Here is a 13,175-nt window from a genome sequence, read left to right on the forward strand (position 1 = left end):
CGACTCGAGCCCATTTCGATCGCCGCCTCGAGACGTGTAAGGCGGCTGTACTCTCGGAAGCCCGTTCGTAATTATGGTGACGTCTCCCGAACCGCTGGCGTAGATGGGGCTCGACGTTCGTCACGTAGACAGTATCGAGGCGGTCAACCGAAATCAGTGGAACAACGTCGTCGACCAGTCGGATCTCAGCTGCGTCTACCACCGCTACGAGTGGCTCCGGGCGGTCGAGGAGGGGCTCTCCCACGAGCCGAAACACCTCGTGGTCTCGAAAAGCGGGAACCCAATCGCCGTCTTTCCGAACTTCGTCACCGACCTCGGGCGAATCAACCGGCTGAGTTCGATCAGGCCCGGCTACGGCGGCCCGGTGACGATGACCGACGAGGAGGAGGCGCTCGAGTTGCTCCTCGATTCGGTTGAGGCCCTCTGTACGGGCCGAATCCTCTTCGACGAGATCAGGGCGTACGACCAGAACTACGTCCGCTATCACGAACTGCTCGAGGCGAAGGGCTACCGGCCGACGATCCTCACCTGTCGGTTCACGCTCGACCTCTCGCTCGGCTGGGAGACGCTGTTCTCCGAGATGGACAGCGAACGTAGGCGGGGGATCAGACGCGGCCACGACTACGACTTCGAGGTCGTCGAAGAGGATCTCGACGGGTCGACGTTAGAGGATTTCTACCGCGATTACGCGGCGGTGGCCGACCGCGTCGGTCTCCCGACGCATCCGCGGTCCTTTTTCAGGGAACTGCACGAATTCGACGATCGGATCGTGGTGTTCTCGCTTCGCGTCGACGGCCGAACGCGGGGCAGGTACATGTACCTGTTAGACGAGGAGCAGTCGACGCTCCAGCACCTCTTTACGGCCGTCACGGAGGACCACTTCGAGTATCACGCCCCGGAACTGCTCCACGAACACGCGATCAAGTGGGGGATCGAGGAGGGGTACGACACCTACGAACTGCGCGGGTCGCCGCCGGATTTCCGAAACGGCGTCTTCCGGTTCAAGGAGTACTTCGGCGCGGAGACGATTCCGCTGCTGGTCTACGAGCGCGGCCACCCCGCCCCCGCGTTACCGGTATTGAACGCCGGGCGGACGATTTCGAGACGGCTCGAGTCCTGATATCGGCGGAGTCTCGGTGCCTGCTCTCGAGAACCGACCTGCCAGGCGGTGGCGGTCGACCGATAGCTCGAGCGAGTCCCGCGAATGGTCACGTCCTAGCGTCGCCGACGGTTGCGGTGCGCTGATCGTCCCCTCACCCATCGCTCTACCACGGTAGGCGATCGCGACCGGTTGCCTACGCGGCTTCTGAACCGCTTTATTCCACACAAGGTTTATAGGAGTGTTAACGTCTCGTCCGGATATGGAAGATGAGCGCGAGCAGTCCGAAAAAGCGACGCTGGAGATGACCGAGCAAGATCTTCACCGCATCGTTCAGGATGCCGTGGAGAACGCAATGTTGAATCTCGTCATATTTGCGCTCGTGCTCGGTTTCGCGGCCATACTGATCTGGTACGGAGGACAAATGGCCCTCACGATGGCTGACCCGTTCTCCACACTACTCGGGATCGCACAAGTGCTCCTCGGGTTTGGACTGATGATCTGGATCTCGAAGAAGTAGTGCGAGAGCAACAACCGCAACAATTCACACACGAAATCCACACATACCAAACCGTACGTTATCCGCGCCGTTCGATCGACCTCGGCGACGTCACCGCTTCCACGACGGCTCACTGTCAATAGTTTCGGGAAATCGCCAATAGATATAGTTCACTCAACGCAATAGTTCGTCCTGGAAGTCATTGTCTCAATCGGTCGCGAGGGGCATGCGCTGAAATGCCCCGGGTGCTGGAACCACCCGAGACGTGGCTTCCACCGTGCGGCCGAAGCCATGATTGCGTATCCGCTCGCGGGACATAAACGTCCTGCACGAGAAACCGCCCGACTGCGTCGGGGAGCGATGCGTCTCGAGGCGTCGTTCTACGGATTCGTCACTCGAGAGACGACTCGCTGGGGGATGACCGACGGACCGCGACCCGTCTCGAGGGTCGAGCCGTCGGCAGGGGACGACGATGCGTCTCGCCGCGTTCGCTCGAGCGGCCCGCGCTCTCTCGAGGCGTACCCGCGCGTTCCCGCCGATCTTTCTATCCACCAGTGAGGTGTGAAAAACAGGACGAGAGAGTGACATCCTACAACGTCGTGCGGAACTCCTCCCTGTCGTCCCACTGGTCGACGCGTTCCCGGACTGCCGCGTCTTTTTCGAACAACGACCGTAGCGATGACGCAACTGCCCGCCGGACTCGGTATTCGTCGTCATCAGACAGCCGGTATGCGAGGGTGAGTGCGTGCTCGTTTTCCCGTCCGTAGGCACCCCCGATTGCCTTGGCGACGTTCCACCTCGTCCGCACGTTTTCGGAGTCGATCCACCGGTCTAGATACGTTCGCCCGACTGCTGGGTCCTTGTTTGCGACGAAACTCACGGCGAATCCGCCACAGCTTTTCTGTACGTAGTCGTTCGAATCCGACACCAGATGATCGAGAATCTGGAGCGCCGGATCGACGTGGTTCGCAGAGACCCCCATTAGGCCGACCTCACAGGCTCGACGAACGTAGTTATCGTCGTGTTCGACCCACTCGTACCAGGTCTGCTCGACCTGCTCGAACGAGTGGGCGTTGGCGTATTTGAGTGCCATCGCGACGCGCTCTCGGACGCGCCAGCTTTCGCTCCGCGAAACCTCCTCGAGGTAGTCGAGTCGTTCCGGCAGTTCGTCCTCGGCGACCGCCTTTCGGGCCCAGGCTTCGACTTTGAACGCCGCCTCGTCCGGATCTGTCGCCTCGAGCGTCTCGATATCTTCCCACCCGTGGTCACGGTAGTACCGATCCGCCAGTTCACGGATCTCCGGGAGGCCACAGCTATTCAGATCCTGGTCCATCGTTTTCTGCTCGTTCATCGCACTGACCAGTAACAATTCCGCTGTTAGTGAAGTACAGATAGTTGGGAAAGGAAGTACAGTGCCACCAGGGAGGCGAACCCGATCCTCCCAATTCGGAGGGCGGCGGCCAACCGCTGGCGCCGTTTGGGAAGCAATTCGGGTACACCCACCAATACCCACAGTATCCCCAGAAGAAGGCTCGCGACTGACAGGAGGCCGTGATCGTCGCCCGCGTAGGCGTACAGCCCGAAAAAAACGAGACCGACGGCAACGCAGCTCACTCCGGTTCCCAATCCAGCGGGTTCGCTGAACAACCTCGCTTTCACTCGTTCCGTCGCTGACTGGTTGGTTGACACGAGATAGCTCATCCGAGACTGCCCACTCACATATGATTTTCCACTGAATCGTCGTGGACGAATGTATTGTACGGGAGCGAGTTGGCAAGCCCGTCTTCGGCCGTCACGACACCCGACCGCCGGGAATCACCGTCTCGCCGACCGCTCGAGCGGCGACGCCGAGATTCCGCTTTCCACGGTTGAGGACCCAGCGCTTCCAGCGCTCGCCGTAGGGGACGAACTGTGCGACGTCGTGTTCGCGTGCCAGGTCACGCTGGGCGGCCGGCCGGACACCCATCAACATCTGAATCTGGAAGTCGGTGCCGTGGCGGCGTCCGAGCGCCTGTGCGTACTCGATCATCGCGGGGTCGTGAGTCGCGACGGCGACGGCGTCCTCACGCCGTTTGAACGCCCGCTCGAGCAGATCCCGGTACGCCCGGTCCCGTCGCTCGGGATCCGTGTACGCGATGGCCTCGGGGCGAGGGTACGCACCGCCCTTGACGAGTCGCAGGGCCGCGTCGGTATCGACGAGCCGATCGAGATCCTCTCGGGTGCGATAGAGGTCCGCCTGCAGGCAGACGCCGATCCCGTCGCCGTCGGCCGCGACGAGGTCGACGGCCGCCTCGAGCGTCACCTCGACGGTGCCGTGTTCTTCCATGTCGAGCCAGACGAAGACCCCGCGGTCGCGAGCGCGTGAGACGATCCCCTCGAGTTCGGTTCGAAAGAGGGATTCGTCCAGATCGAGTCCGAGCTGGGTCGGCTTGACCGAAATCGCGGCCTCACCCTCGAGGGTGGCGAGGCGGTCGGCGAGCGCACGATACTCCGCGGCGTCGGCCCGGACGCTCGCCCGGTCGTCGTGGTGGGAGCCGAGCAGGTTCAGCAGTGGGACGACTCCCTGGCGGTCTAACCGGCGGGCACACTCGAGTGCCTCGATCGCTCTCTCGCCGGCGACGAAGCGGTTCGCGACGGGCGGGATCATAGCGAACGAACCAGCCTCGAGCGGTTAGTTAGGGGGCCGTTTCGGTTCGCTGTCCCGGTCGACCTCGACGAACACCGTACCGGAACCGTTCTGCGACACCACGCCGAATGTGAACAATCAGCACGAAGGAAAATTTATAGTCCACCACCCCTCAGTCAGGCCAACCGAGTCGTCGGTACCGGACTCGAGTTCCAATGAAGATCCTCACCTGCAACGCCGGCTATCTGCTCGGATACGGGAACGTCCTCGGAGGCTACGTCCCGCCACCGGTCGGGGCGGTCCTCGGGGATGCCGAAGTCGAGCGCCGAAAACTCGAGCAACTCGCGTCGGTCATCGACCGCGAGCGACCCGACGTGGTGTCGCTCCTCGAGGTCGACCGTGGCTCACATCGAACCGTCACCGACTGTCAGTTTCGAACCATCCTCGAGTCGCTCCGGGAGCGAGGGCTCTCCTACGGCGGCGAGGTCGCCAACAAGTACGGCAACGGGGGAGTCGTCGAGTCGGTGCCGTTTTTCGGTCACCTCGCGAACGCGGTTCTCTCGCGGTCGGAACGCCCGACGACGGCACACTATCTCTCGGCCGGCCGCAAGCGCCTCGTCCTCGAGGTCGAACTCGCGGCCGACACCCTCCTGTTCGCCGTCCACCTCTCGCTCGGTACCCGAAGCAGAGCCCGGCAGTTCCGCGAGCTAGCGGAGTTGATCGAGCGACGAGCCGGAAGCCGTGACGTGATCGTGACGGGTGATTTCAACACCTTCGACGAGACCGGCGAACTGGCCGAGTTCGCAGGTCGGACGGAACTCGAGCTCCGCGTTCCCGGCGAAACCATTCCGAAGCGACCGCTGGACGACTACCTCGTGGCCTCGCGAACGCTCGATCTGTTCCTGTGTTCGCCGACGGTCTCCGTCGAGCGCTGTGACGTCCTCGACGTCCAACTGTCCGACCATCGACCGATCGTCCTCGAGACGAACGGGTGACCGGTCGGTCCCAGGACGATCGAAACTCGATGGGCGCTCGAGGCGAAACCAACGTTGGTGAATGAGTTCGGGAGAGGTTCCTGTTAGATTAGCAATAAATTACACCCTCAATTCAATATCCCCGGAAGAATAGAACGCGTGATGAGCGAAGTCGAAGTCGAGCCCTCCCTCGGACTACTGAGTACGAACGGCATCGGCCGTCGGATACAGGAGGGGCTGACGGAGCTGTTCGGCGGTAACGGAACGGTGTATCTCGTCAGCGGCTACTTTACGTATCAGGGATACCGCTCGATCCGAGCGGACGTCGTCTCGTTTCTCGAGCGCTCTCGGGACAACGAACTGGTCGTCATCGTCGGTCCCGCCTCCGATCAGTTTTCACCGCGAATCGCGTACGACCTCTGGACGCTCGACGACCACGATCAGGTACAGTTGTACAAGCAATCGCGCGGTCTCCACGCGAAACTCTATCTCAGAGATGGGCCGAACCCGACGTGTATCATCGGGTCCGCGAACATCACGCAGGTCGCCTTCGAGTACAACGTCGAGTTGAACCTCCAGCTGACGCGGGAGCGTCCCGATCACCCGGACATCGAGCCGTTTCTCGAGTGGCTCGAGGAGATCATCGCAACGTCGAAGCCGTTGCGTCGGCGTGACCTCTTTCCCCCGGTTCTCGTCGGCAGTTCGTTTGTCAACTGGTCGAACAAAGCTCGATTGCTCCCGATGCGCAACGTCGTCCTTCGCGTGATCCCCATCCTGTTGTTGCTGTTCGTACTCGCCGGGTTGTTTCGACTCGTCTAGTTCGAATCCCGTTCACCGCTCGAGGACCGAAAGTCGACGGCTCCCCCGCGAGAGCGATCAGAACCCGAGGACGAGCGCCGACACGCCGATGAAGATGACCATGCCGAAGACGTCGACGACGTTGGTGACGATCGGAATCGTCGTGTCGTCGGGGTCGATCCCCAGCCGATAGGAGCCGTAGGTGGCGAGGAAGCTGAAGACGACCGCGATGACGGCGACGGACATCCCGCTGACCAGCGAGATCACCAGTAACTGCGAGAGCGGGAGCGGCGAACCGATGACGATGCCGAGCCCGTAGGCGCCGATCGCGAGGGCGGTAAAGATCGTCACCGCGAGCGCGAGAATGGCCGCGATGTTCGCCCACAGCACGCGATCCGTCGGATCGAGTTCGGTCGTCCCCAGGTGAAAGCGCGTCGAGAGTCGGGAACTCAAGATCGCGCCGAGGTTGCCGCCCATGTCGACCATCGTCGGCACCATCACGGCGAGGATCGCGTACTGGCTGAGCAGTTCCTCGGCGCCCTCGAGGGTGATGCCGGCCCAGAGGACGATGATCGAGAGGACGATCAACAATGGGAACATGTTCCCGACGATGCGTTTCCAGTTCCACGTCCCGAGCGAGCCAGCGCCGGTGACGACCATCAGACCATCACCTCGACGAACCCGATCGAGAACAGCATGAACACCATGCCGAAGATGTCACCGAGCGTGGTGACGATCGGTCCGACGAGGTTGTCGGGGTCGTAGCCGAACTTGTACCCAGCGAAGATCAACGCGAGTAGACCGAAGATCAACACGACCGACGTCAGCGCGCCGGCGACCAACATAATACCGACGAGTTCGTACAGCGCCGCGACGTCCCAGCCGAGGACGAGCAGGGCGAGCCAGGTGATGATGCCGATGACGATCGAGATGCCGATCCCGTTGACGAACGAGGCGAGGACGGCGTTGACGAGTCGCTCGTCCCGCGAAAACCGCGGTTCGATCAACCCCTGGTGGAGCCCGCTCGCAATGCGTCCGCCCAGCGCACCGTAGACGTTCCCGCGGGTCGCGAGAAACACCGGGACCATTACGAGCAAGCCGGGAAATCGCTCGACGCTTTCGATCATGCCCTCGAGGACGAGGCCAGCGAACAGTCCACCGCCGAGTGCGATGAGCAAGACCGGAAGCGATTCCCGATAGATCGACCAGAAATTACGCCGAACGCTCATACGGGTGAATCACCCAGTCGACTGTTAAGTTTACCGGGACCGCTCATCCCGGTTCGGGCCGAACTGGCCGAACCGTTCGGAATTCTGAAGAGTCTAATTCGATCGTGTGTACGGCTAACGTGCGAGTAAAACTCATTATTAGTATCAAAGGAAAACAGATTTTAGAGGAACCTAATGACGAGAACGTGCATGCTGTATAGTAATTACAGCGATCGACTCAGTATCGATACGACGATCACCGATGGAGGCTACGAGCGCGGCCCCAGTCTCGAGGAACTGATTCTCGACTTGCTCGAAGGCGAGTTCGCAGGCGTCATCCGGTCCCACAGCCGGGGTGAGGTGTATGGGGGCTGCTGAACAGGAGTTCCACGCGGATCGCGTCGGCGAGGTGACCGACGACGAGTACGTCGCGGTCACCCAGGATACGTTCGTCGGAATGGCGATCGACGAGTTCCGCGCGTTCGAACCGAGACGCGACGAAACGACCGTCTACTATCTGTACGTCGTCGACAACTCCGACCGACTTGTCGGCGTCATGTCCCTGCGGGAACTGCTCAACGCACCCGAAGACGACGTCGTGGAAGATCACATGGTGACCGACCTCCTCACGCTCGACGCCGACGCCGATCCCGAGTACGCGGCCGACGAGATGGCCGGTCGGGACTTCTCGGCCCTCCCGGTCGTCGACGACGACGGCGTGCTCGTCGGCGTCTTGCGGACCGACGACATGCTCGAGGTCGTCGAAGAGGAGGCGACCGAGGACATCTTGAAGAGCGCGGGCTTTTCGTTCACCGACGTCGAACAGTCCCGAAGTTCGGCGATTCTCGAGTCGTCGATTCCACGCATTCTCCGATTGCGGCTCCCGTGGCTGATCGTCGCGCTGGCGGGCGGGTTGCTCGCCGGCGGCGTCATCGACTACCACGAGGAAACGCTCGAAGGCGTCGTCGCGCTCGCCTTCTTCGTCCCAGTGATCATGGACATGGGCGGTAACGTCGGCACGCAGGCGTCGACCATCTTCGTTCGCGGCCTCGCGCTCGGACACATCGACGACCGAAACGCGATGAAACACTTCGCTCGAGAGGGATTCATCGGGCTCATCATCGGGCTCATCATCGGCGGCATCGGCGCGGGTGCGGCGTACGTCTGGCAGAGAAACGAGCCGTACGCGACCGAACTGTCGATCGTCGTCTTCGTCGGCCTCGTCGCCGTCTGCGTCGTCGCCTCGATCGTCGGCTACGTCATCCCGTGGATCATGAACAAACTCGGCTTCGACCCCGCGGCCGCATCCGATCCGCTGATCACGACCGTCAAGGACGTGACCGCGCTACTGATCTACTTCGGCCTCGCGGCGGTGTTGCTGGCTGAACTGCTCTGAGCGCGGGCGATCGCGAATCGAGCCCCACCTACTTTTTTCTCGCCGGCCGTCATTTCCCTCGTATGAGTCGGAACGTTCTCGTTCCCGTCGATGGATCCGCAGCCGCAGAGGCGGCCCTCGAGCACGCACGCGAACAGTTCCCGGACGCGACGGTGACCCTTCTGTACGTCGTGAATCCGATGGCCGACTACAGCCGGCAACGCGCGTATCCCGGATACACGGACGACGACGAGTACTCGAGCGAACGGGAGAAAGGCGAGGCGGTGCTCGAGTCGGCGGCCGATCGTCTCCCGGCGAGTGTGGACGTCGAAACCGAACTCGTCGCCGGCGACCCGACGCGGGCGATCGTCGACTATAGCGAGGAACACGACGTCGACCACGTCGTCATCGGCAGTCACGGACGCGAGGGAGTCGCACGCTATCTGCTGGGGAGCGTCGCGGAGGCGGTCGTTCGTCGGTCGGTCCCGCCGGTGACGGTCGTCCGTCCGCGAGATCGATACCGAAATTAGACGGCGGCGTCTAGTCAGTGAAAATGAACGTGTCGCGCCGCTCGGTCCTCGGCCTCCTCAGCACTGGTTCCCTCGCCGGAATCGCGGGGTGTTCGGTCGTCGACCAGACGTTTTCCCTCCGCCAACTGGTGCTCGCGAACGAAGCGAACGACGAACGCGCCGTCGACCTCCTCGTCGACGCGGATGGTACGCTGGTCCACTGGGCGACAGAGACGATTCCACCCGCAGACGGGACACTACCCGGAACCGTCCAGATCGGCTGTACCTGGCCGATCGACGTCCCGAGTTATCGGCTATCGGCCCGGCTGGACGGCGAATCGGAGTGGGAAAGCTGGGAGATCAGCGGGGGGACGGTCCACGACGACGGCGAACTCTGTCGGCGGATCACGATCGACGAGGACGGCGAGATCACCGAGCAATCGATCACGCCGTGTCCGAGCGATCCGTCCGGCCTCGAGGCGATCGAGTTCACGTGTGACGATCGGTCGGCCAGATAACCACCTCGAACGCCCGTCACTCGAGCGGTCAGTATTCGTCTCGAACGCCCGTCACTCGAGCGGGGAACCTCTCAAAACGTGGCGGCGACGACGAGCCAGGCGACGCCGATTCCCGCGAGCGAAAGCGCGAGGTTGCCCGCCGCGTTCGCGACCGCGAGCCGGCGGTCGCCGCGTTCGTACAGCTGGACCGTCTCGACGGAAAACGAGGAGAACGTCGTGAACGCGCCGCAGGCGCCGATCCCGAGCAACTGAATCGTCGACTCGCCGGCGCCGGCGAAGATCGCCAGCGCGAAGACGAAACTGCCGATCACGTTCACCGCGAGCGTCGGCCACGGGAACCGCTCGCTCGAGAGGCGGAGATAGACGCCGTGGCGCAACACGGCGCCGATGGCGCCGCCGGTGCCGACGACGTGGGCGGGTTCGGGATCGAACGTGACGGTCTCCGAGAGAAGCGGGATCGCCACGAGGCCGGCGACGAACGCGTCGACAACGCCACCGAAGATCACGTCGTCTCACCCCCGCTGTCCGCAGTCGTGGTCGAGCCGCCGGTTACCCGGCGTGCGAGCGCTCGGCTCGCGAGAACACCCGCGAACCCGAGTCCGTAGTTACCCACGACGATGGCGACGAGCACGAGCGGTTCCGCGGGGCCTGCGGTGATCCCAGTCTGGATCGCGAACGTGCTATAGGTGGTCAGTGAGGAGAGAAATCCGGTCGTAAAGACGATCCGCGATTTGCGGTCGACGAGGCCGGTGTACTGGGCCTCGTAGACGACGAATCCGAGCGCGAAACTGCCGAGGACGTTGACGAGCAAGACGGCCAGGACGTCCGGAAAGACGCCGAGTGCGAAAAATCGGAGGTTGGCGCCGGCGAAACCGCCGATGGCGATCAGTGCGAGCGTCTCGAGTCGAACGAGGGGGTGGTCGTCTGCCATGGCTGGTGGTCACAGGGACCGTCAGCCGCCTGCGGGGTCGGACCGGAACCGTCGACGCGGCGAGCGTCGAGGCGACGAGCCGCCACCGAGGGAGTCGGCAGTTGGGTCGGGCGGGCCCCATCGCCCGGATACCGCGGGGTTCTCGAGGAGGCGGTATGAGGATTTCGGAACGCGAACCGAACGGGTCGGATCCGAGTTCCGAATTCGTCGTGACGAAGGAAAAGACCCAAGTTTAGACTGACTCTAAACTGAGGCATGGTCGACGACGTCGCGGACGGGAGGGGCGGATTCGTTCGAGCCTCGTGGGCGAACGTTCTCGGCAACGCGGCGAAGATTCTCGTCGAGGGAGCGGTCGGACTCGCCTTCGGAAGCGTCGCCCTGGTCGCGGACGCGGCACACTCCGTGGCCGACCTCGTCGCGAGTATCGTCGTCCTCGTCTGGGGTCGAAGCTCCTTCGAGGAGCCGGACGACACCCACCCACACGGCCACGACCGAATCGAGCCGCTGACGGCGCTGTTCGTCGGTGCGGTCATCGCGGTACTCGGGCTGTTGTTGTTCTACGAATCCGTCCAGGGACTCGTCTTCCCGGATCCACCCGCGGCTAGCCCGCTGTTGCTCGGCGCGCTCGGCTTCGCGATCGCCGACATGTACCTCGTCTACCGCTATACGGAACTGGTCAACACCGAAATCGGCTCGACCGCACTCGAGGCGCTCGCGACGGACTGTCTGAACGACATCTACACCTCGTTCGCGGCGGTCGTCGGCGTCGTGGGCGTCCTGTTGGGCCACCCGGTGCTTGATCCCCTCGCCGGCGCACTCGTCAGCGTCCTGGTCGTCTATCAGGGCGTCGAGATCGGCCGCGAGAACGTCGAGTACCTCACCGGCGCCGCCGCGGACATCGACCAGCGCACCGAAATCACGGAAACGCTCCGGGACCACCCCGCCGTCGAAGGCGTCCACGATCTGACCGTCTTCTACGACGGCACCGTCCTCGAGGTCGAGGTCCACGTCGAGGTCGACGGCGACATGCCGTTCCGTCGGGCCCACGACATCGAGTCCGATCTCGTCGATCGGCTGCGGGCGGTAGAGGACGTCGGAGATGCACACGTCCACCTCGATCCGTCCGGTATCGGCGAGTGGAAAGATCAGAGTGATGGACGGTAACGAGTACCGGTCGGCCTCGACCAGGTCCGTTACCGAGTGGACTGTACGGTTTACTGTCGGTCATTTCCGGCAGACCGCGACCCTGACGGCGGTCTCATCGGCAAATCGCCACAGGAATCCGTATGAGACGTCGGGACGAAATTCTGCAAGGAAAAGTAGGGACAGATCGACGTGACGCCCCGGTAAAATTAATAACACCACCTGATTTTATAACAACTAGAGAGGCACGACGGCAGAGAAGCGCTGATTCGTCGGGACGGGCGTGAATGTGGTCGATCGACGGCGGTATCAGCCCCAAACGATGGTACCAAACCAACGCGTCTGGCATACGCCGTAGGCCCGTCCGAGAAACGAGTCATCAACACAACCGATACATGACCGACCCATCACGAGCGAGCAACGACGTCGAGACGACGATCACGACGAGTTTCACCGCCCCCGGAACGCCCGCAGAGGTCTTCGAGACGACGCTCGAGGAACTCGAGACCGACCTTCGCCGCCGGGGACTGCACCTCGAGGCGGGCCCGGACGGACGGATCGTCGAGGACGATTTCGAGGTCGGCCGGGTCGACGTTTGGGAGCCCGGCGAGGCCGTCGTCGTCGAGTGGCATCCGACGTCCTGGGAGCCGGCGGCGACGACCGAACTCTCCCTCGCGTTCGAAGCGCTCGAGGACGGGACGCGGGTGACGGTCGAACACCGCGGCTGGGGGCGAGGGATCGACGATCCGACCGACCTCGTCGGCTGGTGTGCCGGCGAACTCGTCGCGCCGTTGCTCGAGTCGACGGCGCCCGATGCGTTCGGCGACTGGCTGACCGACCGCCAGGCACGGGTCCCCGCCGGGGAGAACGCCCGCGAGACCTACAGCGAACCGCAGTATCACTATCCGGCCTTTCACCTCCTCGTCGAGGAGCTCTCGCTGACGCCGGAGGACCGCCTGCTCGAGGTCGGCTGTGGCGGCGGCGCGTTCCTCGAGTTGGCCCTCGAGAGCGGCTGTCGGGCCGCCGCGATCGACCACAGTGCGGAGATGGTCGACGTCGCCCGGCGGACCAACCGCGAGGCGGTCGAGGAAGGGCGACTTCGGATCGAGGAGGCCGACGCCGAGGCACTCCCCTTCGACGACGAGACGTTTACCTGTGCGACGATGGCGAAGGTCCTCGGCCTCCTTCCGGACCCCGTGGCCGCCCTCTCGGAACTCCACCGCGTGCTCGAACCCGGCGGCCGAATCGTCCTCGAGGGGAGCGATCCCGAACTCGAGGGGACGGTCGCCGCTCCGGAACCGCTCGCGTCCCGGCTTTCGTTCTACGACAGCGACGACCTCGAGGCGCTGGCTCGGGACGCCGGCTTCGAAGCGGTCGAGATCGTCCGACAAACGCTCGAACCGTACGCCGAGGAGGCGGACATTCCCGAGGACCACCGATCGCTGTTCGAGTATCGCGCCAGAGTGCTCCGTGCCAGCAAACAGTAGTCGAGCGA

General features: G+C 63.2%; 18 protein-coding genes. 11 read left to right on the top strand and 7 right to left on the bottom strand.

Going from position 1 to position 13,175, the window contains the following annotated elements:
- The first annotated feature begins 103 nt into the window (after positions 1-103).
- The 3 genes from AB7C87_RS13310 to AB7C87_RS13320 all read left to right on the top strand — a co-directional run bounded on the left by AB7C87_RS13310 (position 104) and on the right by AB7C87_RS13320 (position 2,156).
- Positions 104-1,120, top strand: coding sequence for a GNAT family N-acetyltransferase (locus tag AB7C87_RS13310; RefSeq protein ID WP_369729959.1), 1,017 nt, complete (start codon positions 104-106; stop codon positions 1,118-1,120).
- A gap of 241 nt (positions 1,121-1,361) precedes the next feature.
- On the top strand, positions 1,362-1,619 hold the full coding sequence (locus AB7C87_RS13315; protein ID WP_369729960.1) for a hypothetical protein: 258 nt from the start codon (positions 1,362-1,364) through the stop codon (positions 1,617-1,619).
- Positions 1,620-1,958: 339 nt separating this feature from the next.
- On the top strand, positions 1,959-2,156 hold the full coding sequence (locus AB7C87_RS13320) for a hypothetical protein (RefSeq protein WP_369729961.1): 198 nt from the start codon (positions 1,959-1,961) through the stop codon (positions 2,154-2,156).
- 31 nt (positions 2,157-2,187) lie between these two features.
- Here the strand turns inward: AB7C87_RS13320 and AB7C87_RS13325 are convergent, their stop codons facing one another.
- The 3 genes from AB7C87_RS13325 to AB7C87_RS13330 all read right to left on the bottom strand — a co-directional run bounded on the left by AB7C87_RS13325 (position 2,188) and on the right by AB7C87_RS13330 (position 4,245).
- The gene (locus tag AB7C87_RS13325; protein ID WP_369729962.1) at positions 2,188-2,949 is read right to left on the bottom strand and encodes a DNA alkylation repair protein; all 762 of its coding nucleotides are present in this window, start codon (positions 2,947-2,949) and stop codon (positions 2,188-2,190) included.
- Between the two features lie 26 nt (positions 2,950-2,975).
- Positions 2,976-3,299: a DUF8011 family protein gene (locus tag AB7C87_RS24255; RefSeq protein ID WP_502260423.1), complete on the bottom strand. Its 324-nt coding sequence runs from the start codon at positions 3,297-3,299 to the stop codon at positions 2,976-2,978.
- A gap of 91 nt (positions 3,300-3,390) precedes the next feature.
- On the bottom strand, positions 3,391-4,245 hold the full coding sequence (locus AB7C87_RS13330; RefSeq protein ID WP_369729963.1) for a proline dehydrogenase family protein: 855 nt from the start codon (positions 4,243-4,245) through the stop codon (positions 3,391-3,393).
- Positions 4,246-4,439: 194 nt separating this feature from the next.
- Between AB7C87_RS13330 and AB7C87_RS13335 the strand changes: the two genes are divergently transcribed.
- Both AB7C87_RS13335 and AB7C87_RS13340 read left to right on the top strand, forming a co-directional pair.
- Positions 4,440-5,219: an endonuclease/exonuclease/phosphatase family protein gene (locus AB7C87_RS13335; RefSeq protein WP_369729964.1), complete on the top strand. Its 780-nt coding sequence runs from the start codon at positions 4,440-4,442 to the stop codon at positions 5,217-5,219.
- A gap of 141 nt (positions 5,220-5,360) precedes the next feature.
- On the top strand, positions 5,361-6,017 hold the full coding sequence (locus tag AB7C87_RS13340) for a phospholipase D family protein (RefSeq protein WP_369729965.1): 657 nt from the start codon (positions 5,361-5,363) through the stop codon (positions 6,015-6,017).
- 57 nt (positions 6,018-6,074) lie between these two features.
- Here AB7C87_RS13340 and AB7C87_RS13345 read toward each other — a convergent pair whose 3' ends face one another.
- Both AB7C87_RS13345 and AB7C87_RS13350 read right to left on the bottom strand, forming a co-directional pair.
- Positions 6,075-6,656 (bottom strand): magnesium transporter, encoded by a 582-nt coding sequence (locus AB7C87_RS13345; RefSeq protein WP_369729966.1) that lies wholly within the window; start codon positions 6,654-6,656, stop codon positions 6,075-6,077.
- Complete coding sequence (locus AB7C87_RS13350; RefSeq protein WP_369729967.1) at positions 6,656-7,225, bottom strand: magnesium transporter; 570 nt, start codon at positions 7,223-7,225, stop codon at positions 6,656-6,658. The genes AB7C87_RS13345 and AB7C87_RS13350 overlap by 1 nt, the downstream gene beginning before the upstream one ends.
- A 189-nt stretch (positions 7,226-7,414) precedes the next feature.
- Between AB7C87_RS13350 and AB7C87_RS13355 the strand changes: the two genes are divergently transcribed.
- The 4 genes from AB7C87_RS13355 to AB7C87_RS13370 all read left to right on the top strand — a co-directional run bounded on the left by AB7C87_RS13355 (position 7,415) and on the right by AB7C87_RS13370 (position 9,606).
- The gene (locus tag AB7C87_RS13355) at positions 7,415-7,582 is read left to right on the top strand and encodes a hypothetical protein (RefSeq protein WP_369729968.1); all 168 of its coding nucleotides are present in this window, start codon (positions 7,415-7,417) and stop codon (positions 7,580-7,582) included.
- Positions 7,569-8,600, top strand: coding sequence for a magnesium transporter (gene mgtE / locus AB7C87_RS13360; protein WP_369729969.1), 1,032 nt, complete (start codon positions 7,569-7,571; stop codon positions 8,598-8,600). Before AB7C87_RS13355 ends, mgtE begins: the two co-directional genes overlap by 14 nt.
- A 62-nt stretch (positions 8,601-8,662) precedes the next feature.
- The gene (locus AB7C87_RS13365) at positions 8,663-9,109 is read left to right on the top strand and encodes a universal stress protein (protein ID WP_369729970.1); all 447 of its coding nucleotides are present in this window, start codon (positions 8,663-8,665) and stop codon (positions 9,107-9,109) included.
- A gap of 23 nt (positions 9,110-9,132) precedes the next feature.
- Positions 9,133-9,606, top strand: a complete 474-nt coding sequence (locus tag AB7C87_RS13370) for a hypothetical protein (protein WP_369729971.1) — start codon at positions 9,133-9,135, stop codon at positions 9,604-9,606.
- A 71-nt stretch (positions 9,607-9,677) separates the two neighbouring features.
- On the opposite strand, the gene AB7C87_RS13375 is transcribed toward AB7C87_RS13370, so the two are convergent.
- Positions 9,678-10,070, bottom strand: a complete 393-nt coding sequence (locus AB7C87_RS13375) for a fluoride efflux transporter FluC (protein ID WP_369730072.1) — start codon at positions 10,068-10,070, stop codon at positions 9,678-9,680.
- Between the two features lie 38 nt (positions 10,071-10,108).
- Entirely contained in the window at positions 10,109-10,537 is a 429-nt protein-coding gene (locus tag AB7C87_RS13380) for a fluoride efflux transporter FluC (protein WP_369729972.1), read from the bottom strand.
- A 255-nt stretch (positions 10,538-10,792) separates the two neighbouring features.
- Here AB7C87_RS13380 and AB7C87_RS13385 point away from each other — a divergent pair, with 255 nt between their 5' ends.
- Positions 10,793-11,701, top strand: coding sequence for a cation diffusion facilitator family transporter (locus AB7C87_RS13385; protein WP_369729973.1), 909 nt, complete (start codon positions 10,793-10,795; stop codon positions 11,699-11,701).
- 374 nt (positions 11,702-12,075) lie between these two features.
- The gene (locus tag AB7C87_RS13390) at positions 12,076-13,167 is read left to right on the top strand and encodes a methyltransferase domain-containing protein (protein WP_369729974.1); all 1,092 of its coding nucleotides are present in this window, start codon (positions 12,076-12,078) and stop codon (positions 13,165-13,167) included.
- The last annotated feature ends 8 nt before the right edge of the window (positions 13,168-13,175 follow it).

The sequence above is a fragment of the Natrarchaeobius versutus genome, from assembly GCF_041205745.1.
GTDB lineage: Archaea > Halobacteriota > Halobacteria > Halobacteriales > Natrialbaceae > Natrarchaeobius > Natrarchaeobius versutus.

What these genes read in the sequence shown, in the direction of transcription:
- AB7C87_RS13325 (WP_369729962.1), bottom strand. Translation starts at nt 2,949, where the DNA reads ATGAACGAGCAGAAAACGATGGACCAGGATCTGAATAGCTGTGGCCTC.
- AB7C87_RS13335 (WP_369729964.1), top strand. Translation starts at nt 4,440, where the DNA reads ATGAAGATCCTCACCTGCAACGCCGGCTATCTGCTCGGATACGGGAAC.
- AB7C87_RS13330 (WP_369729963.1), bottom strand. Translation starts at nt 4,245, where the DNA reads ATGATCCCGCCCGTCGCGAACCGCTTCGTCGCCGGCGAGAGAGCGATC.
- AB7C87_RS13320 (WP_369729961.1), top strand. Translation starts at nt 1,959, where the DNA reads ATGCGTCTCGAGGCGTCGTTCTACGGATTCGTCACTCGAGAGACGACT.
- AB7C87_RS13390 (WP_369729974.1), top strand. Translation starts at nt 12,076, where the DNA reads ATGACCGACCCATCACGAGCGAGCAACGACGTCGAGACGACGATCACG.
- AB7C87_RS13315 (WP_369729960.1), top strand. Translation starts at nt 1,362, where the DNA reads ATGGAAGATGAGCGCGAGCAGTCCGAAAAAGCGACGCTGGAGATGACC.
- AB7C87_RS24255 (WP_502260423.1), bottom strand. Translation starts at nt 3,299, where the DNA reads ATGAGCTATCTCGTGTCAACCAACCAGTCAGCGACGGAACGAGTGAAA.
- AB7C87_RS13350 (WP_369729967.1), bottom strand. Translation starts at nt 7,225, where the DNA reads ATGAGCGTTCGGCGTAATTTCTGGTCGATCTATCGGGAATCGCTTCCG.
- mgtE (WP_369729969.1), top strand. Translation starts at nt 7,569, where the DNA reads ATGGGGGCTGCTGAACAGGAGTTCCACGCGGATCGCGTCGGCGAGGTG.
- AB7C87_RS13365 (WP_369729970.1), top strand. Translation starts at nt 8,663, where the DNA reads ATGAGTCGGAACGTTCTCGTTCCCGTCGATGGATCCGCAGCCGCAGAG.
- AB7C87_RS13370 (WP_369729971.1), top strand. Translation starts at nt 9,133, where the DNA reads ATGAACGTGTCGCGCCGCTCGGTCCTCGGCCTCCTCAGCACTGGTTCC.
- AB7C87_RS13385 (WP_369729973.1), top strand. Translation starts at nt 10,793, where the DNA reads ATGGTCGACGACGTCGCGGACGGGAGGGGCGGATTCGTTCGAGCCTCG.
- AB7C87_RS13380 (WP_369729972.1), bottom strand. Translation starts at nt 10,537, where the DNA reads ATGGCAGACGACCACCCCCTCGTTCGACTCGAGACGCTCGCACTGATC.
- AB7C87_RS13345 (WP_369729966.1), bottom strand. Translation starts at nt 6,656, where the DNA reads ATGGTCGTCACCGGCGCTGGCTCGCTCGGGACGTGGAACTGGAAACGC.
- AB7C87_RS13310 (WP_369729959.1), top strand. Translation starts at nt 104, where the DNA reads ATGGGGCTCGACGTTCGTCACGTAGACAGTATCGAGGCGGTCAACCGA.
- AB7C87_RS13355 (WP_369729968.1), top strand. Translation starts at nt 7,415, where the DNA reads ATGCTGTATAGTAATTACAGCGATCGACTCAGTATCGATACGACGATC.
- AB7C87_RS13340 (WP_369729965.1), top strand. Translation starts at nt 5,361, where the DNA reads ATGAGCGAAGTCGAAGTCGAGCCCTCCCTCGGACTACTGAGTACGAAC.